Genomic DNA, 25,241 nt, shown 5'->3' on the forward strand with positions numbered 1-25,241 from the left:
CTCGTCGACATCTGGATGGGGTGCCCAGGTCTCCGAGCACCAAACATCACGACCGTTGTATCTTTCGCCGAGACGTACCGTAGGACTCATGACACCTCGCTCCGCGGACGCCGTGGTGATCGGCGCCGGACACAACGGACTCGTAGCGGCTGCTGCGCTGGCAGACGCAGGCTGGGACGTAGTAATTCTGGAGGCAGGCCCCGAAGCCGGTGGCGCTGTCCGCAGTGCCGAGCTGATACCAGGATTCAGCAGTGATCTCTTCAGTGCGTTCTATCCGTTGGGGGCTGCGTCGCCCGTGATGACCTCACTCGACCTCGAGCATCACGGCCTGCGGTGGTCGCGTTCGCCTACCGTCTACGGCCACGCACGCTCCTCGATGGACGAGTCCGCACCCGTCGTCCACAACGATGTCGCCGATACCGCTGCGGCTCTGGCCGAATACGACCGTCGCGACGGTGATGCCTGGTTCGACCTGTTCGATCAGTGGACGAAGATCCGGAAGCCGATGCTCGACGCTTTCTTCGGACCGTTCCCGCCGGTGCGCGCCGCTGCGTCGTTGGCGAGAACCTTGGGTGCCGCGGACACACTGCGGTTCGGACGGTTCATGGCTCTGCCGGCACGCGTCATGGCGCACGAGCTCTTCCGGAGCGAGGCTGCCAGGTGCCTTGTGCTGGGTAATGCCATGCACGGTGACGCCCCCTCCGACGCACCCGTCAGTGGTGCGATGGGCTATCTGCTGACGATGTTGGCGCAGGACGTCGGATATCCAGTGCCGACGGGTGGCGCGAGCAAGCTCGCCGACGCGCTCGTCAGCCGTGCAGGCAAGGCGGAACTGCGCTGCGATAGCCCGGTCGATCGCATCGACGTCACCGATGGACGTGCGTCAGCGGTTCATACCAAAGGTGGGGACACGGTGTTCGTCCGTCGGGCCGTGATCGCCGACGTCTCCGCACCGATGCTCTACGGATCCTTGCTTCCGGCCGACGCGGTACCCCGACGGGTGCACGAGGATCTCCGCAACTTCGAATGGGATACCCCGGTGGTGAAGGTCAACTACGCCCTCGACCGCCCCATCCCGTGGCGCTCGACAAGCCTCTCGGGTGCGGGGACCGTACATCTGGGCGCCGACGACGACGGCCTGGTCCGGTGGTTGGCCGACCTGACCACCGGGGTGCTCCCGGAACGTCCGTTCATGCTGTTCGGGCAGATGACCACGGCAGACGCCTCCAGATCACCGGTGGGTACCGAGAGCGCGTGGGCGTACACGCATTTGCCGCGCGGAGTGACCGACGACGCGTCAGCCGATACGGTCGCCGACCGGGTACGCGATGTGCTCGAGGAACACGCACCAGGGTTCAGCGGGTCGATCATCGCCGAGGTGGTTCAGCGGCCGTCCGATCTGATGGCGGAGAACGGCAATCTCTACGGCGGCGCAGTCAACGGCGGAACCGCACAGTTGCAGCAGCAGTTGATCTTTCGCCCGACACCCGGACTCGGACGTTCGGAAACCGTCGTCGAGGGGTTGTTCCTCGGTAGCTCTTCGGCGCACCCCGGGGGCGGAGTTCACGGAGCATCCGGGATGAACGCTGCGCGAGCGGCATTGGGCCAGCAGGGCCCGCTCGGCCGGATACGAAAAAAGGTGACCAGCTCCTTGCTGGAGCTGGTCACCCGAGATCGAGAAGAACGTTAAGGCTTCGTTGCCGCTTCGACCGCGTCGGCAACTCGATCGAAGACCTGCACGGCAGGTTGGAGAGACGCAGCCTCCAACAACCGATGTACTGGGTGTCCTTCTACGAGCGACCAGCTCGACCCTGCTTCTTGGGTCCCACTGTCGAGGGCGCTGAACACGGTCAGACCGGCAATGCCGAAGAAGCCGACATCGGACAAGTCGAGTACGAGATGCCGGTTCGCATCGATGTGGGTGGATGCGAACTCGGCCAGCATCGGTGCACTTCGGATATCGATGTCACCGTGCACGCTGACAACGAGCGCGGCCGAGCCGAACGGTACGGCTCGAAATATAGCGCCGGTAGCAGCGACGGACACCGAGGTATCTGCTGTGGCGTGTGTGTTCACTGCAGCGTGGTTGTGTGCGGTTGCGTCGTCTTCGACACCGCGTGGAGTAACAGTCATAGCCATCCCATCGTCTTTTCGATCGGGAGGGAAACGGTACGAGCGCGGTGACAGTCGAATGTGAACATGAGTTCCGCTAACGGCTGCAACAGCCAGGGCGTCTCCCCCGACAACGGCTGTTAGCTCAACCTCGGTCAACCCTACGTTACTCGGGCCGTCCCGCATAGTGAAGACGAATCGAACACCGAGATCTCAGGTGATGCCTGGACGCAGTTCCTCGTGATGCGCACGCATCGAGTCGATCAAAGCGACGAAAACTCGATGAGCCGCAGCAAGATCCGAGTCGGGCACTTGGGCAAGCGCAGAATTGGTCCGCATACCGAGTGGACCGAAGAATTCACGTGCGACGGCCATGCCGTGGTCGGCATAACGAAGAATCACTTTTCGACGGTCACGTTCGTCTTTTTCCCGTCGAATGTGACCCGACTCGATCATCCGCTCGACCAAGTACGTCATAGCTGCCGACGACAATCCGAGCCGAGCGCCGAGTTCGCCCGTCGTCAGCGGCGTGCCTTCGACGTCGGCGACCATGATCAGGAGCAGTGCACGAAAATCGTTGTGTCGCAGTTCGTGTTGCGCGCTGAATGCGCGCCCGATCTCCTCGGAGACGGCAGACAGCGCACGTACGTCGGACGAGATTTTCGATTCCAGCTCGCGTCGATCGGCCACTGCGGTCCTCTCTCTTCGAAGATGCGCTCAGACTATCCGCACGCCGAGTGGGTGATCTTGCCGGTTGATTAATGTCTCAGTTAGTGAGATTGTTTTCCGGTGGACAGCTCACGCCGCGACGACGGCTTCTGGATTGGATTCGCCCGGATTGTCACCTCACGCCGGTCGTGGGCAGTCGCGCTCGCCGTCCTGGTGCTCTCACTAGGGTTCATGGCCCTCGTCGGTGAGAACGACTCGGCCGGAAGCGCACCATCCTCGGTACCACCGGAAGCAGAGTCCGCCCAGGTCACCGAGCTGCTGACCCAATTCCCCGGCGCGGACACCGCACCCGCGATACTCGTCGTCAGTCGATCCGATGGCGAGGTGCTGTCGGAGGCCGACCTGGCCGCCGCGCAACAAGCCCTCGATCGGACCGCGGTCGCCGCGGGCACCGACGCCGGTTCGCCTCCGCTCGTGCCGGCACCCGACGGCAAAGCAACGCTCGGCCTGGTTCCGATAGACAGTTCGCTGTCCGGGTTCACACTCGACGACCTCGTCACCTCACTGCGCACCGCTGCCGTCGACGGCCTTCCCGACGGCCTCGACGCGCAGGTGACCGGCGGACCGGCATTCGGTGCCGACATCGCGAACTCCTTCTCCGGCGCCAACTTCACCCTTCTCGCGGTCACCGCACTCGTGGTCGCGATCCTTCTCATCGTGACGTACAGATCGCCTGTTCTGTGGCTGGTTCCGCTCCTCGTCATCGGCTTCGGCGATCGCGTCGCCACCTCTGTCGGAACGGCACTCGCCGAGGTGACAGGCCTGTCGTTCGACGGCTCCACCTCCGGCATAACCAGCGTTCTGGTGTTCGGAGCGGGTACGAACTACGCGTTGCTGTTGATTTCGAGATATCGGGAAGAGTTGCGTACCGAGTCCGATCATCGACGTGCACTTGCCCGAGCCGTCCGCCACGCCGGGCCTGCAATTCTCGCCAGCAACGCCACCGTCGTGCTGGCACTGCTGACGCTGCTCCTGGCAATCCTGCCCAGCACCCGCAGCTTGGGTGCACTCGCGGCGGCAGGCCTCGTCGTCGCGGCCGTGTTCGTCCTCCTCGTCCTCCCTCCACTGCTGGCGCTGTTCGGCCGCAAATTGTTCTGGCCCTTCATCCCGGGCCCTGACGATCGCGACACCGCCACCTCGGGGGCCTGGTTCTCGATCGCGGCCGCAGTGTCACGACATCCGGCCCGCACCGCATCGATCACGATCGTCGCCCTTCTCGCCTGTGCCGGTGCGCTTTTCGGAACTGGAATCGGCTTGTCGCAGACCGAACAGTTCCGCGTGACCGCCGAATCCGTCGAAGGCTTCGAAACACTCTCCGAGCACTTCCCCGCAGGTCTGGCCGATCCGACGACAGTGGTCGGAAAGACCGATTCGGCTGCCGAGATCGAGTCCGTCCTGGCAGCCGACGACGCCATCACCTCGTTCACCCGTGGCACCGACTCCGGCACCGGCCTGACTCGATGGTCCGTCGTATCCGACTCGCCGCCCGCATCCGAGGAAGCGTTCGCCGTCATCGAGGACCTACGAGGTGCACTGAAGGACATTCCCGATGCCGAGGCGCTCGTCGGCGGCAGTGACGCCCAAGCCCTCGACACCAGTGACGCCGCCGCCAGGGACCGTCTCGTCGTAGTGCCCGCCATCCTGATCGTCGTTCTCGCCGTGCTGCTCGTGTTGCTACGCGCAGTCGTCGCCCCGCTGGTACTCGTCGGCACGACGGTTCTCAGCGCACTCGCGGCCTTGGGCATCGGGAGCTGGGTGAGCCTGCACATCTTCGGATTCCCGGCTCTCGACGACAACGTTCCGCTGTTCGCCTTCCTGTTCCTGGTCGCCCTCGGCGTCGACTACACGATCTTTCTCGTCACGCGTACCAGGGAAGAGACGCCCGGCCACGGCACGCGTTCGGCCATCGTGCGCGCGGTGGGCGCCACCGGTGGTGTCATCACGAGTGCGGGCATCGTGCTGGCCGCAGTGTTCTGCGTGCTCGGCGTCCTTCCGCTCATCACGCTGACTCAGTTGGGCATCATCGTCGGCCTCGGCATTCTGCTGGACACCTTCGTGGTGCGCACGTTGGTCATTCCAGCCCTGTTCACCCTTATCGGCCCGGGGATATGGTGGCCGAACACATTCGATTCCAGCAGTACCGAACTGGTGGGACAAAAGGAGTGAAATCCATGAAGGTACATTCGATGCTCACACGCGCGCTCGTTGCCGGCGCGTGCGCCACGGGGATGCTGCTCGCCGGCGGAATCGCTCAGGCAGCACCTGCCCCGTCGGGTTCGGCCGGATTCGAACCCCTCGCCCCCATTCCGTCCCTCGATGTCGATCGATACCAGGGAACCTGGAATCAAATTGCCGCGGTACCGCAGCCGTTCAACCTCGAATGCGCGCGCGACACGCAAGCCAAGTACACCCTGCTCGATCCGGCCAACGTGCGCGTGGAGAACACGTGCACCACTTGGAACGGGGACCAGAACTACATTCTCGGAAACGCCCGCGTCAATGACACGGTGACGAATGCCCAGCTGCACGTGAGCTTTCCGGGTGTTCCCACCCAGGAGAACCCCGAAGGGCCGACCAACTACATCGTCGCCTACATCGCGGACGACTACTCCTGGGCGTTCGTCGGAGATCCGTTCCGGACTTCGGGTTTCGTCCTGTCCCGCTCATCAGAAGCGAGCCCGGAGAAGTTCCGTGAAATCCGTGCCGTCGCAGAATCGCTCGGCTACAACTCGTGCCTGATCCTCACCTCGCCGACACCGGGCGGAGCGGCGGGCATACAGCCTCTCTGCACCGTCTAGGGCTTCGCATGTGGGTGGAATCAGCTCTCGGCGAGGGCGTTCCACTCACATGCGATCAGTCGCATCACTCGACCGCATTACTCGACCGCATTATTCGACCGCATTATTCGACGTTGAGCGCGACCTTCCGCAGCAGGTGCGCCAACGTCTCTGTTTCCTCCCGGTTCAACCCGTCGAGCAGTTCACGATCACGCGCGAGTCGTAACGGAAAGACGGTGTCGACCAATTCGATACCGGCAGCAGTGAGTTGCAACAGCACAACTCGCGCATCGCGGTCCAGGCCGAGTCGCTCGACCAAACCTTCCCTCACCAGACGTTCCGAGATCTTGGTGGTGGATGCCCCACTGAGCATCGTCACCGAGGTCACTTCGCTCGCTCGTAGTGGTCGTCGGGCTCGGCGCAGCGCGCTCAAGACGTCGAACTCGGCCCTCGACACTCCACTCGGCGCGAGTGTGGAATCGAGTAGGTGGTTGGCCTGGGCGGCAATCCTTCCGATTCGCGCGAGTACCTCGATCGGCGAGGTGTCGGTGTCCGGAAAAAGGGCGACCCACTCGCGCCGAACCTGGTCCACGAAGTCTCCGCCAGATTGCTGCACCGAGGTCATGTCATCCACCTTACGGCCCAGGTCACAGACGGCAGCATTTACTTCACTAGTAAAATACTTATAAAGTATCCGGGTGCCTGTTTCCGATACCCGACTCGCCCACACCCGTTCTGCGCTCGCCCACGCCACTTCCCGAGCGGCCTGGCGCCAGGCGATGACGCTCGGGCAGGCTGATGCGACTATCGCGCCAGCCCTGCGCGTCGGCGCCGCCGTCGCCGTCGTCCTCGTCGGCGGAGGCATTCTCGGCAGGCCCGAACTCGCCGGGTTCGCTGCGCTGGGCGCCCTGAGCAGTGCCTTCGCGCGACACGAGCCGTACCCACGGCGCGCAGGAAAGTTGGCGCTCGTCGGCGGCTCGATAGTTCTCTGGGCGACACTGGGCGCCGCGCTGGGCACGATGACGGACTCCTCCACCCTCGAGATAGTCGCAATCTCCCTGACAGCCGGAGTCGCGGCACTCGTCCTGTCGGCCTTCTCGATAACCGGACCCGGCCCTGTCATCCTCGTGTTCGCTTCGACCGCTGCTGTCGGGTTCGCGAGCGCCACCGGGGACGTGGCCGAAGTGTTCGTTTCGGTGTCCATCGGTGCTGCCATCGGATGGGTGGCAGCAATGCTCCCGGCATTGCTGCATCCGGTCGGGCCCGGTCAACTCGCGGTCGCCCGCGCTCTCGCGGCCACCGACTCCAGACAAGACGGCATCGCCCGAGCATCGATCGAACGCGCTCGCGTAATCGTCGCACTCAATGCCCGGCCGACCTCGCGCGCACACAGCCTCGGACTGACTGCTCTCCTCGACGACGCCGAGCACCTGCTCGACGCCTGGGCACGCGACGAAGATCCCACTCATGCAGCAGAAATCCTCGCTCACGAGCGCGCACTGCGAAAGATGCGCAGGTACGACGCGTTACCGATGCGGGCTGCCGAGCTCGCCGCCAAGCCTGAAAACTTCTTTGCCGTCGGCGTGCGCTCGTTGACATCACGTTCCCTGGTGGACAACGCGGCACGCATCGTTCTCGCCTCGTTGCTGGCCGCATGGTGCGCAACTGCTTTCGGCTTCGAGCACCCGTTGTGGGCGACCATGGGCGCGATGGCGGCCATGCAGGGCATCACTTTTCACACGACGGTCGAACGCGGCATTCAGCGGCTACTCGGCAATGTCGGCGGCGCGGTGATCGCCGCCGCACTGATTGCAGTTGCGCTCGGATACTGGCAGACGACGGTCGCCATCATCGCTCTGCAGATCGTTGCCGAACTCCTCGTCATGAAGAACTACGCCCTCACCACGATCGCCGTCACCCCGATGGCGTTGCTTCTGACCGGGATAGCCGGCCAGCTCTCCCCCACCGTCGCGCTCAGTAGGGTCGGCGACACCCTCATCGGTGTCCTGATCGGGATCGTCGTCGCTGCCCTCACCATCGGAATCGGAGATCGCCAGCACGAGAACGCACTGGCCTAGAGCGTCCCTACGTCCGGTGAGACGGTGTTACCGTGCAGTTCGAATCGACGAGCATGGGGGCAATCGTAGTGAATTCAGGACTCGGTAGACGATCATTTCTCGCCGCCACCGGGGTCGCGGCCCTCGGGGCTGCGACCCTTGGGAGTGCGACCCTCGGGAGCGCGGGGCGAGCGTGGGCGGCACCGGGAGGTCTCGAAGTCGGCCGAGGCATCGGTGACATGACAGGTGAACCGCTCGGTGCCGGAATGAACGGGTACGCAGTGCTGGAGCAGTCATCGGCAGGCCTGCACCTGCGGCAGCGTGCGCGGGCGTTCGTGTTCGTCGACGCCGCCTCGGCGCAGCGACTCGTGCATGTGACGTGCGAGGTCGGCCTCATGTTCGAAAGCATTCTCGAAGAAGTGCTTCGGCGTCTTTCCGCTCGCTTCGGCGACCTCTACCACCGAGGGAACGTCCTGCTCTCGGCTACGCACACCCATGCCGCCCCCGGCGGAACCGACGGCCACCTCTTGGTGGACATCACCACGCTCGGCTTCCGGCCGATCACCTTCGAGTCCAACGTTGCGGGCATCGTGGACGCGATCGTGCGGGCTCACGACGACGTGCAACCCGGTCAGGTCTCGATCACCACCGGATCCTTGACCGATGCTGGAGTAAATCGCTCTCCCAAGGCGTTCGATCGAGATCCGATCTCGGACACCTCTCGATTCCCGGGCAAGATCGATCCGCGATCGGTCAACCTACAGGTGATGCGGGACGGCGAACTGGCGGGCATCATCAACTGGTTCGCCACCCACGGCACGTCGATGAAGGCCACGAACACCTTGGTCAGCACCGACAACAAGGGATATGCAGCATGGCACTGGGAGCGTGAGGTCGAGAAAGTCGACTACCGCAACCCCAGCTTCGTCGCCGCATTCTGCCAAAGCACCCCCGGCGACATCACACCCAACCTTGACAGGCAGCCCGGGACCGGTCCGACGACCGATGAATTCGAGAACACCCGCATCATCGGCATGCGGCAATTCGATACTGCGCGTGCGCAAACCGAGTCCGCTGCGAGCGCCGTCGGCACCGGCATCGATGTCCGGTGGGCATATGCAGACTTCTCCGGCTTCACTGTCCGACCGGAGTTCACCGGCGATGGCCGCACCCACACCACCAGCCCCGCAGCTCTCGGTGCCGCCTTCGCGGCGTCGAGCCAGGAGGACGGCGGTGGACTGCCGGAGCTCGGCCTTCAAGAGGGCGAACGCGGCGGCAATCCCGCACTGGCAGCTCTCAGCGCGGTGGTGATGCCGCAGTGGCTACGAGATGCTCATGCCCCGAAGGACATCCTTCTCCCCGTCGGATTGATACCAGGAATCGTGCAGCAGCAGCTTCCTTTTCACCTCGCGCGGCTGGGCGGTTTCTTCCTGTTCTCCTGCCCGTTCGAGCCGACCATTGTCGCGGGCTCACGCTTGCGGACAGCACTGGCCGACACACTCGGCGTCGACGCCGATCAGATCGTCGTGCAGGGATACACCAACGGCTACGGCCATTATCTGACCACCCCCGAGGAATACGACCAGCAGGACTACGAAGGCGGCGCGACACCGTTCGGCCGTTGGCAACTGCCGGCAACCGTCCAAATCGCCGTCGACCTCGCAGCCGCCATGCGAGATGGCAGGGCCGTCGACAACGGCACTTCGCAGCCCGACCTGACCGGCGCGATACCGAACTCTCCCAGCGGAATCGCGTTCGTCGACCTTCCGGCTCCTGGCAGGGCATTCGGCGACGTCCTGAGTCAGCCGGCCCCGCAGTACGACGTCGGCGCACATGTCGCCGTACGGTTTTCCGGTGCGAACCCCAACTCGAATCTGCGACGCGACGACACCTACTTGGCCGTGGAGCGAGCCGACGGTGCGAATTGGGTTCGAGAGTACGACGACAGTGACTGGTACACCACCATCGTCTTCGACAACTCTGGGCCGATCACCGACACCACGATCGCGTGGGATGTCCCCGCTTCGCAGCAGTCCGGGCGCTACCGCATCGTGTATTTCGGTGATGCCCGGTCGATCGATGGCCGGCTCACACCGTTCACGGGAACCTCTGCCGAATTCGAGATCCTGTCGTCGTGACCTTGTTGTGATTATTCTGTGACCGATACGTAATGGTCGCTTGGGTTGGCTGTGTCCCCGAGAGGGGAACGTAGAGGACGGTGCTGCGGCGGAACCAGTTCCACGCAGCCCACCTTTACCAACGACCTATCGGGAGGCTCGACATGTCCACAGCCAGGATGACAGCAGTGAAGAGAAGTCTGGGCGGCGTAGCGGCCATCGGCACAGCACTGGCGTTCGCCGCACTCGTTCCTGCGACGGCGTCCGCCGCCCCGGTCGGATGTACGACCGCACCGGGCGGCAACGCTGAAGCGTCGCTGGTCGGAAGCTCACAGTGCGACAGTCAGGCCGACGCCACCAGCGCGGCAGCCGGATACGGGTTCGAAGGCTGGGGATCTGCCAACGCCATGGCGAACGCAGCAGCACTCGCTCTCGGATTCAACGGCGGCACCGCCGTAGCGGACGGCACGGCAGGCGGAGGACCGGCGGCGATCGCTTTCGGACCGGGCAGCTTCGCGGACAACTCGGCCGTAGGGCCAGGGCTGTCCATCGCGATTGCCGGCCCAGGTGCCACCATCACGCTGACCCCCACCGGGGCCGTATGCCAGGGACCCGGCATCGCGGGGAGCTTCACCACCCTGCAGGGCTGCATCGGCTGACCTGATCTCAGCACAGGTTCTACGAAGAAAACTACGTTCTCGCGCTCCGCACCCGAGCGCGAGAACGTAGTTGCATTCACGCAGGTCCAGCGGCGCTTAAGCTACCGACATGCGTACCGATGGCGTGCAGCAGGCGGATAGATGACTACCTCGGAGTTCAGCGAGGCGATGCTCGCTTTGACGAGAAGGCTGCGCAAGCAGCGGCCGGTGCACTACCTGACACCGAGTCAGATGCAGATTCTGGGCGACGTCGAGCGAAGCGGCGGATCGAGCGCCCCCGTCGACCTCGCTGCGATGCAGGGCGTACGGATTCAGTCGCTGACAAGTAATCTCAACGCCCTCGAAGCCGAGGGTTTGGTGACCCGTACCCCGGACACCGCCGATCGGCGAAGATTGTTGATCGTGATGACCGCAGAAGGAACGACCCTCGTCGCAGCTGACCGTGCACAGCGCGACAAGTGGCTCGCCGACGCGATGGACGGGGAGCTCACTCAGCTCGAACGTGATGTCCTTCATCTATCGGCTCCCATCCTTTGGAAACTCGCTCGACGGGCGGATTCCGCCGGGGTGATTGACCTTCCGGCGAGGCTCGTGAACCATGTAGAGCGTTAACCCATGAAGTGGCGCCTGTGCCGCGAACAACGAGGAGCTCGAGCGAGATGATGTCCTACCTTCTGTATGACCTGTTACTCCCCCAGGTCGGCCACGACGTTGCAACGTATTGGGCAACGCTGCTGGTCATCAATCCAATCTGACACGCTCGAGAAAAAGCCACTCGGCCCCGCAGGAGATAGTCCAGCGAGGGCCGAGTTTTTTTGTGTTCTCACGCCTTCGGGAGTCGTCTTCAGACGGGCGAAGTAGCCGTCGGCAACAGCCGTGAGAGGACATCGGACAGCGTCACCACGCCGAGTGTCTGCCCTCCTTCGACGACGAGCGCAAGATGATTGCTCGTTTCGCGCATCGAGGCCAGTGCTACGTACACCGGAGTGTCGACCTGCAAGGTGAGTACCGGGCGAGTGATCTCGGAGAGGGTGACATCACCGTTGAGAGTGTCGCGAACATGGACCACACCGCTGACGATTTCACTGTCTCGCACGAGAATTCGGAGGTGTCCCGACTCGATCGACGCTGCTCGGACGTCCGCGATCGTCGCCGCCGAGGACACTGACACAGGCAGACCCGGCGACATCAGAAGGTCACGAACCACCAGCTTCTGCAGGTCCAGCGCGCCGGAAATCTGCGCCGAGTAACTGCTGTCCAGCGCTCCGACGTTGACGGAGTGTTCCACCAGCTGGCGCAGGTCCTCAGCGTTCTGTCCCGAGGCGAGCTGTCCGGATGGTTCGACGCCGACCTTGCGTAGGCACCAGTTCGCCATACCGTTGAGAGCGAGAAGCATCGGGCGAGTGAGCCACATGAAACCGCGCATCGGAATGGCCAGCAACGTCGCGGACCGTTCCGGATGGGCGATGGCCCACGACTTCGGAGCCATTTCCCCGACCACGAGATGAAGGAAGGTGACGATGATGAGCGCAAGCACGAAACCGGCCACGTCCGACACCCAATACGCGATACCCCAGGACTCGAAAGCGGTTGTGAGCCAATGGTGTACGGCAGGTTTGGTGGTGGCGCCGAGGGCCAACGTGCACAGGGTGATGCCGAGTTGTGAACCTGCCAGCAGCACCGTCAGTTCACTCGAACTACGCAGGGCAGCACGTGCCGACCTGCTGGTGCTCGCTGCATCCTCGAGCCGGTGGCGTTTTGCCGCGAGCAGCGCGAACTCGACGGCGACGAAGAAGGCACTTGCAGCGATCAGACCGATAGTGACCGCCAGCACGATCCAGGGATCACTCATCGGTGGGAATCCTTTTCTCTGTCATCGGAGCGGTCGGTATCGCCGCTTCGCGAATCACGTTGTCTCAGCTGGAGGCTGACCAGCGACGGTACGTAGTTGTCGATCTTGCGCACCTCGAGCACCACGTATCGCTCGGGTACTTCGTCGTCGTCGTTCACCAGGTCGGCCGAATCGGCGGGCAATTCGACTTCCACTATGGTTCCGACGCTGGGCAAAGCTCCATGATGGGAGATGATCAAACCGGCGATCGTCTCGTAGTCACCACCGGGCAGATCGTGATCGATGGAGCGTTCGACCTCGTCGATATGAACCTCACCGCTCATCGTCCAAGTACCGTCCTCGGCTGCAATCGGAGTGGGATCGACCTCATCGCTGTCGTGTTCGTCGGTGATCTCACCGACGAGCTCCTCGGCCAAGTCCTCGATGGTGAGGACACCGGTCAAACCGCCGTATTCATCGATCACACAGGCGAGCTGATTGTTCGAAGACTGTAATTCGAGAACAGCGTCGGGAAGTGATTGTGTCTCCGGCAGAATCAAGGCCGGGCGAACGAACTCGCGGACTTCGGCGTCGGGCCGATCGACGGCGATCAGAATGTCCTGCAGATGCACCACACCCACGATGCCGTCGTCCTCGTCCAGCACTGGATAGCGAGAATGCTCGTGACCCATCGATGCCGTGACAGATGCCAGCGAATCGTGGGCACGCACGGTCGCTGCACGAGATCGCGGAATCATCGCATGCTCGACGGTTCGCGTCGGGAAGTCGAGGATGCGATCGAGGAGATCGGACAATTCGTCGGGCAGATCGCCGGAACCTCGCGACTCGGCAACGATATGTTCGAGGTCACGGAGCGTCGCGGAGTGTTCGACGTCGTGCACCGGCTCGATCTTCAGCACTTTCAGCAGCAGATTCGATGCCTGGTCGAAGATGGTGATCAACCATCCGAACAGCTTGAGATACATCGTTGTCGACAAGGACAGCCAGCGTGCGACCGGCTCGGGCCGGGCGATCGCGAAGTTCTTGGGAAACAGCTCGCCGAACAACATTTGGACGAACGTCGAGAACAGCAGCGCTACTACGGCACCGATACCTATTCCGACCGCGGTCGGAATACCGACCCCGCCGAGCATTGTGCCCAGGGATTGTCCGATGAGCGGCTCCGCGACGTAACCGACGAGAAGCCCGGTCACCGTGATCCCGAGTTGCGCGCCGGACAGCATGAACGAGGTGCGCTTGGTGACCTCGAGAGTGCGCCGCGCGCCCGGGTCGCCGGCCTCGGCGCGAGCTTTGAGTCGAGATCGGTCCACAGTCATGTAAGCGAATTCCTGCGCCACGAAATAGCCGGTGACGACCGTGATCAGGAAGACGACGAGGACGCCGAGCAGGAGGGTGAGCACTTCGCTCATTCGCCGGACACCGCCTCGCACATTGTCGACATCGTGCGTGGAGCCGCGTCCGGCCCGGGTCTATCGCTGTCCATGAATCCTCTGCTTGTGGGCGGGGTGGTGATTTGTCCGATTGTACCTCGCCCATTCGAATGCCAGATCGGTCGCAGGCGGCGCTGCAGACGGCTTCGACATCATGCCGCCCGTCCTGCCGTCGGGCTTGGATCTCTTCGTCGACCACGTCGTGCCGATCCTGCAGGCTCGGGGTTTGTTCCGTACCGAATACACCGCGGACACGCTGCGGGGGCATTACGGACTCGCCAGGCCGGAAAACTCCAACGCTGTTGCGGGGCTGAAACTGGGCTGAGAGGAATATGCTCGATCGCTTCGGGCACATATGTGCGCGAGAGGTAACGCCACAAGACTGGAAGCGAGCTCCCTTGACCGAACAACTGACGGTCCGACGCGTGATCGACGCCCCCGCAGCATCGATCTTCGCGGCCCTGGCAAATCCGGAACTACAGGCCGAGCTGGACGGATCGGACATGCTGCAGGGCGCAATCGACCCGATGCCGCTGACAACTGTGGGCGAAATGTTCGCAATGGAGATGTATCAGCCTGCGATCGGTGAGTACGTCATGGAGAACACCGTGTTCGTTTTCGAGCAGGATCGCCGGATCGGGTGGATCCCCAACAGGAAGGGCATGGAGCCGCGTGGAACCCGCTGGTCGTGGGAGCTCGACGCTGTTACCGACGACCGGACCGCGCTCACCCAGGTCTACGACTGGTCACGCGTCACCGATATGGAGTTCCGCAGGGCTGCGAGGTTTCCGCGAGTGAAGGAAGAGCAGATCGTCGACACGATGCGCAAGCTCGCCCGGCATCTCGGAGTGCCGATCGAGGACTGAGACGAGAACTTCGCTGCGTCGACAAATCTCCTCATTTGTCCACCAGGTTTACATATATAAGGTATTGTCATCTACTACGTGACATGCACCACTTGTAATCCGCGTCAGATGAGGAGTTTGCGTCGTGGCAACCCAGATGAGTCCCCAGTCGAGCGCCCCTGTTGAGGAGTGGAACGACAAGAAGCGTTACCTATGGCTGATGGGGCTCGTCCCGCCCACCGCCGTCTTCTTCGCGACCGCAATGATCTGGGTCTTCAATCAACTCGGCTGGTCTGCGGTCTCCCCCGTGCTGTGGTGGATCGGGCCGATCCTCGTCTACGGGCTGTTGCCCGCACTCGATCTGTTCTTCGGTCCGGACGGTCAGAATCCGCCCGACGAGGTCATGGAGCGTCTGGAGAACGACAAGTACTACCGCTACTGCACGTACATCTACATCCCCTTCCAGCTCGCGAGCCTCGTCTTCGCCTGCTACCTGTGGACAGCAGAGAACCTCAGCTGGCTCGGGATCGACGGCGGCCTCGGGCTAGCCTCGAAGATCGGACTCGCCATCAGCATCGGCGTCGTAGGCGGCGTGGGAATCAACACGGCGCACGAAATGGGACACAAGAAGCCGAGCCTCGAACGCTGGCTGTCGAAAGTCACACTGGCGCAGACGTTCTACGGACACTTCTTCATCGAGCACAACCGCGGCCATCATGTTCGCGTTGCAACACCGGAAGACCCCGCGAGCTCGAAGTTCGGAGAGAGCTTCTGGCGCTTCCTCCCCCGCAGTGTGTGGGGAAGCCTGCGCTCGTCGTGGGAGCTGGAGAAGTCCCGTATGGATCGACTCGGCAAGTCCACGTGGAACATCCACAACGATGTCCTCAACGCCTGGCTGATGTCGATCGTGTTGTTCGGTGGTCTCATCGCCGTATTCGGCATCGGAATCGCACCGTACCTGATTCTGCAGGCCGTCTACGGATTCGCGCTCCTCGAAACCGTCAACTACCTGGAGCATTACGGGCTGCTTCGCGGTAAGACGGCCTCCGGCAGATACGAGCGCTGCGCGCCGGAGCACAGCTGGAACTCCGATCACATCGTCACCAACATCTTTCTCTATCACCTTCAGCGGCACAGCGATCACCACGCCAACCCGACGCGCAGGTACCAGACCCTGCGCAGCATGGAAGGTGCACCGAACCTCCCGAGCGGCTACGCAAGCATGATTGCCCTCGCCTACTTCCCACCGATCTGGCGAAAGGTGATGGACCACAGGGTGTTGGAGCACTACCTCGGTGACATCACAAACGTCAACATCGAGCCCAGCAAGCGCGCGAAGATCCTTGCTCGCTACGGTGCGACTCCCGAGGCACAGTGATGGCCGGCTACCGATGCCCCGTGTGCAACTTCGTCTACGACGAGACCGTCGGCGCACCGCGTGAAGGATTTCCAGCCGGCACCCCGTGGGCCGACATCGCCGACGACTGGCCGTGCCCGGACTGCGGCGTCCGAGAAAAGATCGACTTCGAACAGAAAGCAGACTGACATGTCCACCGATTTCAAGCTCTACCAATGCATCCAATGCGGATTCGAGTACGACGAGGAAATCGGTTGGCCCGATGACGGCATCGAGCCAGGGACCAAATGGGAGAACATCCCGGAGGACTGGAGCTGCCCCGATTGTGGTGCCGCCAAGGCCGACTTCTTCATGGTCGAGATCAGCAGGCCGTGACGGCGGGCGGTAATGTCGACGAAGTGACTGTGCGACCGGAGACGACCAGCCCTTACAAAAGCGCTGTGACCAGCCTGATGCGCACCACCATTCTCGACGCGCTCCACTCTCTGCTCCTCGAACACACCTGGTCGAACGTCAACATGACGGACGTCGCCAAGACGGCGGGGGTCAGTCGCCAAACCCTCTACAAGGAGTTCGGCACCAGAAAGGGTTTGGCGCAGGGCTACGCGTTGCGGCTCACCGACACCTTCGTCTCGGCCGTCGACAGCGCAATCTACGCCAACGAGAACGACAGCCTTCGCGCGTTGTATCTGGCCTTCACCCAGTTCTTCGGGCGGAGCGCCTCCGACCCACTCGTGTTGTCGATACTGACCGACGACCCACCTCCGGATCTACTTCGTCTCGTCACCACCGAAAGTGGAATTCTGCTCGAACATGCGGCATCTCGACTTGCCGAGACCTTCGAGCACAGCTGGATTCGGGCCTCACCGCACAACGCCGACGTCCTCGGCCGCGCCGTCGTGCGGCTGGCATTGAGCTATATATCGATGCCCCCGTCGAATTCCGCCGACGTCGCCGCCGACATGGCATCACTGCTCGCGCCCTTCGTCGACACCGTGAAGGATTCGGCCTGACGCATCGATGATGTCGTCCTCGGACAGCAGAACCTCGAGCGCCGCGTCGCCCAGCGGGATGAAGCTGTCCGCGCTCGCCACCCTGCGGACGATGCCGTCGAAGCCTGCGTCGGCCAGCGCCGCGATCACTCCTTCACCGACTCCGCCCGTTCTACGAGTCTCGTCGACCACCAGGACTCGACCGGTCGCACGAGCATGGTGTTCGATGTCGGCGATGGGCAGCGGAGCGATCCAGCGTATGTCCACCACGCGTACACCGATGTCGACTTTTTCGAGCGCGCGAGCAGAGCGCAGGCTCATCCGGACACCGTTACCGAATGTGACGATCGTCAGATCGTTTCCCTCGCCGTACACCCGCGCGCGGCCGACCTCCACGGTCTCGGTCGGATAGCTGTTCATCCACTCCCCGTCACCGTCCTCGTACAGGTCTTTGTTGTGGTACAACGCAATCGGCTCTAGGAAGATGCACACCGCACCGTGGCGAACCGCTACGTCCGCGCAGGTCGACAACATCGAGGCAGCGTCGTCAGGGCGCGACGGCGAGGCAATGACGATCCCGGGGATATCCCTCAGCGCTGCAACAGCATTGTCGTTGTGAAAGTGTCCACCGAAGCCCTTCTGATAGCCGTACGCGGCGATACGGACCACCATCGGGTTTCGGTACTGCCGATTCGAAAAGAACTGTAGTGTCGCCGCTTCCCCCCGAATCTGATCGGCCGCGTTGTGCAGGTAGGCCAGATACTGAATCTCCGCAATCGGCAGCAATCCCGAAATACCCGCTCCCGCAGCGAGTCCTAGTATCGCCTGCTCGTCGAGAACGGTGTCGAACACACGCGTAGGCCCCACACTGTCCAGCAACCCACGCGTGACGCCGTAGACACCGCCCTTCCTGGCGACATCCTCCCCGAACAGGACTGCCTGTCGATAGCGTTCGAGAACCTCGAGCAACGCCCGGTTCACCGCCTGCGCTAACGTCAACGGAGCCCCTGGCCCCGCCACAATCGCTGCCGCAGACGATGTGGGGCCTGCCTGCGGCTTCGAGGCGACGTCGCGCATCATCTCCGAAAGCGGCTTCATCACCTCGGCCGCAGAACGGAGGTGCGGTAGTTCCGCGATCTCGCGTGCAGCCCCGATCACCAGAGCACGCTTGGCTTCGTAGCGTTCCAGTACATCCTCGGCGGAGAGGGCTCCGTTCTCGATCAGCCACCGTGCCGTGCAGAGAACAGGATCTCGCGCATGATCAGCGGAAATTTCCGAAGCTCCACGGTACGCAGATTCGACGTCGGATCCGGCGTGGCCCATCAATCGGACTGTGCGCAAATGCAGAAAAGCCGGCTTGCGGTGCGTACGCACCCAGGTCGATGCCGCCGTCGCCGTCTCGAGAACTTCGTGCAGGTCACTGCCGTCGGCGTAGAAGTATTCGAGCCCATGTCGTTCAGCGAAGTTGGACGCGATCCAACCCGCCGGTGTCCGCACGCTGATTCCGATGCCGTTGTCCTCACAGACGAACAGCAGCGGCAACGGCACGCCCTGATAAGCCGAGTGAACAGCGGTGTTGATGGCCCCCAGGGCCGTCGAATGGTTGGCCGACGCGTCGCCGAAACTGCAGATCACGACGGCATCCGCAGGCCACGGTGAGGGCACACCGAGCTTTTTCGCTCGTGGAATCGAGAATGCGACGCCGACTGCGCGGGGAAGATGCGAGGCAATGGTCGAAGTCTGTGGAATGACGGCAAGGTCGGCCCGGCCGAACACTTTGTGACGTCCACCGGACATCGGCTCGCTCACCGCCGCGACGAGGCCTTCGAGGACGTCGCGTATCGGATCACTGCCGCCTCCCTGGCGTGCACGTTCGAGATAGAAGGCTCCCGAACGGTAGTGCAACAACGCCGGGTCCGTCGGTCGTAGTGCACCGGCAACCGCTGCGTTGCTTTCGTGTCCGGCGCTACCGATCGTGTAGAAACCTCGGCCGATCGAGCGGAGCCAGCGCGCCGCGAGATCGAGATGCCTGCTGCCGAGCTGGGCATCGAACAGCTCGAGGATGCGGTCGGTCGAGGCTGACCGGCTCACCGAGCTGCTGCCTGAGCACAGGGAACCGACTCGATCCAGAAAGTATTCGTCGATCGGTTCGGCCATGGCTGATTCTAGCTATCGATGCGATGGTCCACGCTTGTCGCGAACTCGGCCACCATTCCGCGGTGCATGACGCGGTCGCCGACGACCCCGCTGTGGTCCGCGCGGTGCATGACGCAGCGGTTGTCCCAGATGACCACGTCACCGGGTGACCACGAGTGTTCGAACACGTTCTCCGGTCGTGTCGAGTGCTCCACCAGGTACCGGATCAACGTTGCTGCCTCGGCGTCCGTTGTGCCACTCACCGCCACACAGCGGGCGGGCGCGGAAAGATACAGAGCCTTCCGTCCGGAAATCGGATGCACTCGGACCAGCGGATGCCGAGCCGACACATCCTCGAATCCATCCAAGCCGGTCACCACGTGCGTGACAGTTCGCCCGTCGATGTCGGCGCGGATCTCGGCAGGCAAGGTGTCATAGGCGTCGTACTGGTTACTGAACAGCGTCTGGCCGCCCGTGGTCGGGACTTGGACGGCTCGTAGCGAGGTGTAGGCAGGCGGGTGTTCGATGTAGGTGGTGTCGACGTGAAACGTCGACTTCGGTGGGGTCGATCTTCCGACATTGCTGATCACGTTGAGATCGGGATAACCAGCGACAGGGCTCTCCCCTTCGGTGAACATCAGGTCGCCGAAGGAACGAAGAAACGCCAGGAACTGGTCGTCGTCGATTTCGCGATCGGGCATGACTGCGACGCCGTGCCGAGCGAGAAGGGTCACGAACTCATCGAGGTCCTCGGCACTCAAACGAGCGGGGTCGACCTCGGTGATGCGAACTCCGATGGGGCGCAGAATCTCGTGTTTCATCAGTCCCCCTCGCCTATTGCCAACGCGAACAGTTCGTCGAGAGGAATGCCTGCCGCAGCCGCCATGACGGTGATGACGCTGCTCGGGGAGTACGAGCAGTAGAGACCTGCTTCGAGGAACCACGGGTTTCCGTGTCGATCGATTCGGAAATCGAACAGGCTGTACTGACGGCACCCCAGCGCGACATGGCATTTTCTCGCGGCATCGAAGACTTTCTCGGTGATGGGATCGTCGCTCTCGACTATCCAGGCGCGGGTGGCCTCCTTGGCGACCAGGTACAGCTCACCGTCGTCGGTCCGGTCGAGTTTGTCGGTGCGGCCACGGATCGGATTCGATACCTCGTCGACGGCGTATTCCTCCAACGGTAGGCATACGAGGTCACCGTCGCGGACGATGATCCCGCAGCGCACCTCGCGGCCCAATTCGATATACGACTCGATGAGTGCCGATTGCGAGTATTGCAACGCTTCGTTCACGGCGGCGCCGAGTTCGGCCGGATCGCGAACCAATGTCACACCCATCGAATTATCGGAATCGACGGGCTTGACCACGACCGGCACCATCGCTGTGGACAATTCTGTTTTCGTCATCTCGCCGCGGGAGACGAGAACCCCGTCCGGAACGGCGACGCCGGCTGCCGCGACGACAGCCCGGGCAATGTTCTTTTCCGCCGTCATCGCCATCACTTCCGGCCGGTTCCCCACGTACGGAATGCCGAGCAGTTCGAACAGCGAGCGGTACGTTGTCATCCCGGGCCGGCAGAACATCTGAGGAACGACAACGTCGATTTGCCAGGTGGATATCTCCGAGATTGCGCGGCTCAGTGAGTTAGGTTGCGCTGCCGCAATACTCGACGACTCGAGGTTTTTCGGAAAGCGCCAGCACCCGTCCGGTGTGACGAATGCGATCCGAAGACTGTAGGACGGGTTCTCGGCGAACGCATCGAGGAATCCCCCGGCGTAGACGCGCGAGAGATCGGCGTTGAAGTCGTCGACTGCCGAACCTGCCAGGACCAGTACCGATGTCGGTGACATCAGTCCCCTCCATTCTCGACGAGTTTGCCGATGTTGAAATCTATTCGCGTCCAGCCTCGCCCGGACTTCAGGTTCTTCAGCAACAGTGAAGGAATCTGCAGGTGATGAACCAACAGGTAGGGCAACGGGTCCCAACGTTCGTACACCGCGTCGGTTCCGCCGAGAATCACTCGGAGTCGATGCCGGCGCCGCGGCTCGGTGAGCAACCGCCATAGTTCGTGGTAGATCCAGTACGTCGGACGCGAGGACTGGGTGGGTTCGACGACCGAATGTCCGTCCTCCAGGTACGCAGCAGCGAGATCCGGGTGGTCGTAGAACATGGTGATGGCCGAGTGCGTGCGCGGATTGCATTCGATCGCGTAGACATGCCCGTCCGAAGCCTCGATGAAATCGAAGGACAACTGGCCGGTGACACCGAGTGTCTTGACGAATGTCTCTACCCAAGATCGAATCTCGGGTTTGTCGATCATCTCGTAGTTGACCTGAAATGCCGAGGACTCACAGCATGCATAGACCTGCAACGCGCCGTCGCGCGCGGTTCCGTGCGTGCAGTACTCCTGGCCGGAGATGAACTCCTGCAGTATCCACGGGTCGTCCTCGTTCATGGCGAGGCTGCGGGCGAACTCGGCATTCTGCTTCGGGGTGCTGCCGGACAAGCGCGTCAGATCCATCCGCCCGACAGGGTTGTAGGCGATGCGTTTGAGGATGTACTCACGTCCGGGAGGAAAATCGAACGTTTCGATCTGCTGCGGGTCGGTGATCCGCTTCCAGTGCGGAACCCGGAGTCCCATCGACTCCGCCATCTCCGAGAATCGTGATTTGTCGTCGAGCATGCGCACGGTCTCGGAGTCTGCGTGCACGACCTCGCAGTATCCGTCGAGTACCTTCCGCGCATCGGCATCGTGAATACTCGCCGCTGGACTCGCCACCGGAACGAAGACGTCGACACCTTCTCGGATCACCACGTCGCGCAAGGCTTTCGCGTATCCATCGTCGGTGGGCTCCGGCACACAGTAGAAGCGATCGACTGCCCGAGAGAACCGATGTCCGGTGAACCGGTATTTGGGTGATTCGACGAGGACGACCCGGTGACCGGCGAGGTGGAACGACCGTGCCAGTTGAAGCGCTTTGGTCATCTTTCCGCCACTGATCAGAACCGTCCGGCTCGGCGAATCCACCGGATAGGCGCGCGAATCGAAGGGCGGATCGAATCGCCGGGCAAGGGAATAGCCCACCACGGCAAGGTCGAGTGGCAGCGTGGCGAGCAAACCTGACAGGGCCCCGACCGTGCGCACCGCCGACGACGCCGTGACCACTACGCCGATATCCGTCGAACGAGAGTCACACCGTCTCGCAACGGCAGAAGGACCTGCTCGACGCGGGGGTCGCCGGCAACATAGCGGTTGAAGTCCGCGATCGCGTCTCCGTTGCCGGTCCGACGGTCCGCAGGCGCGTACGGATGACCCTGCATCAACGTGTTGTCCACGACGATGACTGTGTCCGCGGTCAGCAGATCGGAGTCGAGCAGCATTCGGTAGTAGTCGAGATATCCGGTTTTGTCTGCGTCGACGAATACGAGGTCGAAGGGATGCGAGGTTCCGTTGAGCCGACGCAGAGTCTCCGAGGCCGGCCCGACCTCTACGACGATCCGAGCGCCCGCTGCCGATTCTGCAAAACTTTTTCGCGCGAAGTCGGCCACGTACTCGTCGACCTCACACGCCACTACTTCCCCGTTCGGTGGGAGGGCTTCTGCCATGGCCAGCGCGGAGTAGCCGGTGAACATGCCGATCTCGAGCACTCTTCTCGCTCGGGTCATGTGCACCAGAAACTTCAGCAACTGGCCCTCGACCTGCCCGGACAACATTTCCTGCTCTACCGGTCGCGAAGCCCAGTCGGCAGTACGAGTCCGATGCGACAACGCTGCCAGCGCCGGGGACTCTTCCGTGGTGCAGAGCTCCAGGTACGGATCGAGCCCCGCGGCCAGATCTCGCAGGCGGGTGATCCGGCTCATCAGCTCGTCCGGAATCGAAGCAACTTCTGCCAGCAGCTCGGTCACCTCTCGCAATTCTGCGGCAAGGATGCTCGACGGTGTGACCGGGCGCGGTTCTGTTCGAGAGTCGATGTCACTCACCGACTCCGGTCGGAGGTGAACATGTCTATTCCGTCTCCGCGGCGGTCGAAGTCCAAGCAGATCTTCTTGTGCAGCGTCAACACGTCGGCGAGCTCTCCCGTAGTCACGTCGTTCAGGAATCGACATGCTCCGATCGGGTCGGGAACCGCCGCACGCAGAATTCCATCCCTAGTTTTCAGGATCGAACCGGTTGCCTCGGAGAGCAATTCCGGCGTCAGATAGTCACTGTCGAGCGCGAGCCCGAGACGGGACATGGTCCCGAGTACTCGATCGCGCTCTTCGGAGGTTATGTGCCCGCGCTGCTCGGCAAGGGTGGTCGACAACGCCATGTCGATGTTGATCGCATGTCCGTGAAAGAACGGCGCCGGTGGCGTCAATTCCAGCGTCGGACTCCAGGTATGCCCGAAAGCGATGACCCGATCCAGTTCGATCTCGTGTAGGTTCGGCGCCTCCAGTTCGAGCATGGTGTCGATGGCCTGGTACGTCAGACTGTCTGCAACAGCGCGTAATTCGGCTGTCCCATCGAGGTGCCCAAATCTGGTGCGGAGCAATTCCGGGCCGTGTTCGTCGAGCATGTCGAAAATTGCACTGTTACCCACTACGGAGATCTTGATCAACTCCGCCATGCCGTTCCGGACTTGATCTTCCGGTAGCGAACGAAGGAACGAAAAGTCCAGCAGGACCTTCTGCGAAGCGTGGTAGGCGCCCAGACGATTCTTGTGCTTTCCGAAATTCACCGCGACCTTGATGGACACACTTGCATCGATCAGCCCGATCAGCGTCGTCGGGATTCTGATGTATGGGGTGTTGCGTCGGTAGCTTGCGCACGCGTACCCGGCGACGTCGGTAGTGAGCCCGCCACCGACGACCAGGACCGGTTCGGTCCGGACGAGCCCGAACCTGTCGAATTCGCCCACGATCTGCTCGAACGTCTCGAGCGACTTGGCGGTCTCGGCGATCTTCACCGGAAGTACGGTCAGCGCAATGTCGTGGTGCTCGAAATACGTACGGATCTGCTCACCGTAGATTGCGTAGACGACCTCGTCGACGACCATGAGCGTCCGCCCGTACTGCCGGTAGCTTTCCGCCAGTTCCGTATTGCTCACCGAGAAGACACCGTCCACGTAGAGAAGGTCGTACTCGATCTTCTCGTATCCCTCGACGTGGAAGGCGCGCTCGGTGGCAGTGACCTGCGCTTGCATAGAGCTCATCGGTTGCCTTCGGTCAGCGCGCGGAGCCGATCCGCGTCGAGATGATCGACGGTATCCACCGCCGCGGAGAAGTCGCCTCCTACTGTGTTCGCGTTGGGAAACGCGATACAGCGAACGTGTGCGGCAACAGCAGCAGCGACGCCACCGACGTTGTCCTCGATAGCAACGCAGTTCTTCGCGTTCTCGCCCAGGCGGCCAAGGGCGAACATGTACGCCGCGCGATCCGGCTTGCCTTGCGACACGCTCGCGGAATCGACCACGACGTCGAACAAGTCGACGTCGACAGCGGTCAGAGCGCCGAGCAACGCGTTGACGTTTTCTGGGGAAGTGGTGGTCACGAGACCGACCTTGATGTCGTGCTTCTTCGCATCGGCGATCGTCTCGACGACGCCGGGGCGCGGGTCGACGTCGGAGTTGGCAAGCAGCTTCTGAAAGATCTCCGACTTCGTGGAATGCACTGCTGCGGAGTCGACTTCTTCACCGCGTGAGTGTGCATATTCGGCGATGCGAGCCGCGCCGCCGTTGCTCGCCAGCATCTCGATGTAGTCCTGACGCTCCCAGGTCCAGCCGAGATCGTGGGCGGCGAAGGCGTCGTTGAATGCTTGTCGTTGAATTTCGGACGTGTCGGCAAGTGTGCTGATCGATCCGAACAGGATGGCAGCCATCGGGTTCCTTCCGCGAAATGTGGTGACGTGCTTGGGGACTTGTTGCCAGTGTGGTGACGGCGAGTGTCATCCAGTCCGGCGCGCGCATCACGAATGAATAACGGAAAGTAACAGAACGATAACGCTGCTCGGTGATACTTCGTAGATCAGCGCCCTGCTCGATCTCGACGAAAGTCTCACCCATGAGATGACCGGTCGGCGCGGCAATGCGGTGATGGCTGGGTTCGCGGACCCGAATCGGCCGCTCGTCGGATCGATCGAATCGCTCGAACGCTCCATCACCGACTCACCTCGGAGCGTAAGCCGACGTCGATCC

Annotated in this window: 24 protein-coding genes and 1 pseudogene; 13 read left to right on the forward strand and 12 right to left on the reverse strand. The window is 62.4% G+C overall.

Annotated elements, in window-relative coordinates; all coding sequences use genetic code 11:
- Positions 1-88: 88 nt before the first annotated feature.
- Positions 89-1,690 carry a phytoene desaturase family protein gene (locus O1W68_RS02390; RefSeq protein ID WP_269301283.1) on the forward strand — a complete coding sequence of 534 codons (1,602 nt, stop codon included), beginning with the start codon at positions 89-91 and terminating at the stop codon, positions 1,688-1,690.
- Here O1W68_RS02390 and O1W68_RS02395 read toward each other — a convergent pair.
- Together O1W68_RS02395 and O1W68_RS02400 are read right to left on the reverse strand one after the other, a co-directional pair.
- The gene (locus O1W68_RS02395; RefSeq protein ID WP_269301284.1) at positions 1,687-2,133 is read right to left on the reverse strand and encodes an STAS domain-containing protein; all 447 of its coding nucleotides are present in this window, start codon (positions 2,131-2,133) and stop codon (positions 1,687-1,689) included. The two genes, O1W68_RS02390 and O1W68_RS02395, sit on opposite strands and share 4 nt — an antisense overlap.
- A 192-nt stretch (positions 2,134-2,325) precedes the next feature.
- The gene (locus tag O1W68_RS02400; RefSeq protein WP_269301285.1) at positions 2,326-2,802 is read right to left on the reverse strand and encodes a MarR family winged helix-turn-helix transcriptional regulator; all 477 of its coding nucleotides are present in this window, start codon (positions 2,800-2,802) and stop codon (positions 2,326-2,328) included.
- 210 nt (positions 2,803-3,012) lie between these two features.
- Here O1W68_RS02400 and O1W68_RS02405 point away from each other — a divergent pair, with 210 nt between their 5' ends.
- Both O1W68_RS02405 and O1W68_RS02410 read left to right on the forward strand, forming a co-directional pair.
- A complete protein-coding gene (locus tag O1W68_RS02405; RefSeq protein ID WP_269301767.1) occupies positions 3,013-5,007 on the forward strand; it encodes an MMPL family transporter in 1,995 nt (664 codons plus the stop codon).
- Between the two features lie 5 nt (positions 5,008-5,012).
- Entirely contained in the window at positions 5,013-5,639 is a 627-nt protein-coding gene (locus O1W68_RS02410) for a lipocalin family protein (protein ID WP_442972262.1), read from the forward strand.
- 103 nt (positions 5,640-5,742) lie between these two features.
- Here O1W68_RS02410 and O1W68_RS02415 read toward each other — a convergent pair whose 3' ends face one another.
- Positions 5,743-6,243 carry a MarR family winged helix-turn-helix transcriptional regulator gene (locus tag O1W68_RS02415; RefSeq protein WP_269301286.1) on the reverse strand — a complete coding sequence of 167 codons (501 nt, stop codon included), beginning with the start codon at positions 6,241-6,243 and terminating at the stop codon, positions 5,743-5,745.
- Between the two features lie 73 nt (positions 6,244-6,316).
- Here O1W68_RS02415 and O1W68_RS02420 point away from each other — a divergent pair, with 73 nt between their 5' ends.
- From O1W68_RS02420 to O1W68_RS02435, 4 genes are all read left to right on the forward strand, one after another.
- Complete coding sequence (locus tag O1W68_RS02420; RefSeq protein ID WP_442972263.1) at positions 6,317-7,696, forward strand: FUSC family protein; 1,380 nt, start codon at positions 6,317-6,319, stop codon at positions 7,694-7,696.
- A 53-nt stretch (positions 7,697-7,749) separates the two neighbouring features.
- Positions 7,750-9,813 carry a neutral/alkaline non-lysosomal ceramidase N-terminal domain-containing protein gene (locus O1W68_RS02425; RefSeq protein WP_269301287.1) on the forward strand — a complete coding sequence of 688 codons (2,064 nt, stop codon included), beginning with the start codon at positions 7,750-7,752 and terminating at the stop codon, positions 9,811-9,813.
- A gap of 143 nt (positions 9,814-9,956) precedes the next feature.
- Positions 9,957-10,451, forward strand: a complete 495-nt coding sequence (locus tag O1W68_RS02430; protein ID WP_269301288.1) for a DUF6764 family protein — start codon at positions 9,957-9,959, stop codon at positions 10,449-10,451.
- 141 nt (positions 10,452-10,592) lie between these two features.
- Positions 10,593-11,063 carry a MarR family winged helix-turn-helix transcriptional regulator gene (locus tag O1W68_RS02435; RefSeq protein WP_269301289.1) on the forward strand — a complete coding sequence of 157 codons (471 nt, stop codon included), beginning with the start codon at positions 10,593-10,595 and terminating at the stop codon, positions 11,061-11,063.
- Positions 11,064-11,295: 232 nt separating this feature from the next.
- On the opposite strand, the gene O1W68_RS02440 is transcribed toward O1W68_RS02435, so the two are convergent.
- Positions 11,296-12,303 carry a hemolysin family protein gene (locus O1W68_RS02440; RefSeq protein WP_269301290.1) on the reverse strand — a complete coding sequence of 336 codons (1,008 nt, stop codon included), beginning with the start codon at positions 12,301-12,303 and terminating at the stop codon, positions 11,296-11,298.
- Positions 12,300-13,712: a hemolysin family protein gene (locus O1W68_RS02445; protein ID WP_269301291.1), complete on the reverse strand. Its 1,413-nt coding sequence runs from the start codon at positions 13,710-13,712 to the stop codon at positions 12,300-12,302. Before O1W68_RS02445 ends, O1W68_RS02440 begins: the two co-directional genes overlap by 4 nt.
- A 151-nt stretch (positions 13,713-13,863) precedes the next feature.
- On the opposite strand from O1W68_RS02445, the pseudogene O1W68_RS02450 reads away from it, so the two are divergent.
- From O1W68_RS02450 to O1W68_RS02475, 6 genes and pseudogenes are all read left to right on the forward strand, one after another.
- A pseudogene (locus O1W68_RS02450) lies at positions 13,864-14,058 on the forward strand (LLM class flavin-dependent oxidoreductase); the annotation flags it as partial.
- A gap of 73 nt (positions 14,059-14,131) precedes the next feature.
- The gene (locus O1W68_RS02455; RefSeq protein WP_269301292.1) at positions 14,132-14,599 is read left to right on the forward strand and encodes a polyketide cyclase; all 468 of its coding nucleotides are present in this window, start codon (positions 14,132-14,134) and stop codon (positions 14,597-14,599) included.
- A 136-nt stretch (positions 14,600-14,735) separates the two neighbouring features.
- Positions 14,736-15,956, forward strand: a complete 1,221-nt coding sequence (locus O1W68_RS02460) for an alkane 1-monooxygenase (RefSeq protein ID WP_269301770.1) — start codon at positions 14,736-14,738, stop codon at positions 15,954-15,956.
- A complete protein-coding gene (locus O1W68_RS02465; RefSeq protein WP_269301293.1) occupies positions 15,956-16,123 on the forward strand; it encodes a rubredoxin in 168 nt (55 codons plus the stop codon). Before O1W68_RS02460 ends, O1W68_RS02465 begins: the two co-directional genes overlap by 1 nt.
- A gap of 1 nt (position 16,124) precedes the next feature.
- Positions 16,125-16,310 carry a rubredoxin gene (locus O1W68_RS02470; RefSeq protein ID WP_269301294.1) on the forward strand — a complete coding sequence of 62 codons (186 nt, stop codon included), beginning with the start codon at positions 16,125-16,127 and terminating at the stop codon, positions 16,308-16,310.
- 65 nt (positions 16,311-16,375) lie between these two features.
- A complete protein-coding gene (locus tag O1W68_RS02475) occupies positions 16,376-16,948 on the forward strand; it encodes a TetR/AcrR family transcriptional regulator (RefSeq protein WP_269301295.1) in 573 nt (190 codons plus the stop codon).
- Here the strand turns inward: O1W68_RS02475 and O1W68_RS02480 are convergent.
- Genes O1W68_RS02480 through O1W68_RS02510 form a run of 7 tightly spaced genes read right to left on the reverse strand, consistent with a single transcriptional unit; the run spans position 16,904 to position 24,925 of the window.
- Positions 16,904-19,084 (reverse strand): thiamine pyrophosphate-dependent enzyme, encoded by a 2,181-nt coding sequence (locus O1W68_RS02480; RefSeq protein WP_269301296.1) that lies wholly within the window; start codon positions 19,082-19,084, stop codon positions 16,904-16,906. The two genes, O1W68_RS02475 and O1W68_RS02480, sit on opposite strands and share 45 nt — an antisense overlap.
- 8 nt (positions 19,085-19,092) lie before the next feature.
- A complete protein-coding gene (locus O1W68_RS02485; protein ID WP_269301297.1) occupies positions 19,093-19,884 on the reverse strand; it encodes a TauD/TfdA dioxygenase family protein in 792 nt (263 codons plus the stop codon).
- Positions 19,884-20,918 (reverse strand): D-alanine--D-alanine ligase family protein, encoded by a 1,035-nt coding sequence (locus tag O1W68_RS02490; RefSeq protein WP_269301298.1) that lies wholly within the window; start codon positions 20,916-20,918, stop codon positions 19,884-19,886. Before O1W68_RS02490 ends, O1W68_RS02485 begins: the two co-directional genes overlap by 1 nt.
- Positions 20,918-22,234, reverse strand: coding sequence for an ATP-grasp enzyme (locus tag O1W68_RS02495; RefSeq protein WP_269301299.1), 1,317 nt, complete (start codon positions 22,232-22,234; stop codon positions 20,918-20,920). The genes O1W68_RS02490 and O1W68_RS02495 overlap by 1 nt, the downstream gene beginning before the upstream one ends.
- Positions 22,234-23,049 carry an O-methyltransferase gene (locus tag O1W68_RS02500; RefSeq protein ID WP_269301300.1) on the reverse strand — a complete coding sequence of 272 codons (816 nt, stop codon included), beginning with the start codon at positions 23,047-23,049 and terminating at the stop codon, positions 22,234-22,236. Before O1W68_RS02500 ends, O1W68_RS02495 begins: the two co-directional genes overlap by 1 nt.
- Positions 23,046-24,260 (reverse strand): sedoheptulose 7-phosphate cyclase, encoded by a 1,215-nt coding sequence (locus O1W68_RS02505; protein WP_269301301.1) that lies wholly within the window; start codon positions 24,258-24,260, stop codon positions 23,046-23,048. The genes O1W68_RS02500 and O1W68_RS02505 overlap by 4 nt, the downstream gene beginning before the upstream one ends.
- On the reverse strand, positions 24,257-24,925 hold the full coding sequence (locus tag O1W68_RS02510) for an HAD-IA family hydrolase (RefSeq protein ID WP_269301302.1): 669 nt from the start codon (positions 24,923-24,925) through the stop codon (positions 24,257-24,259). The genes O1W68_RS02505 and O1W68_RS02510 overlap by 4 nt, the downstream gene beginning before the upstream one ends.
- Between the last annotated feature and the right edge of the window lie 316 nt (positions 24,926-25,241).

Source organism: Rhodococcus sp. H36-A4 (assembly GCF_027158005.1).
Lineage (GTDB): Bacteria > Actinomycetota > Actinomycetes > Mycobacteriales > Mycobacteriaceae > Rhodococcoides.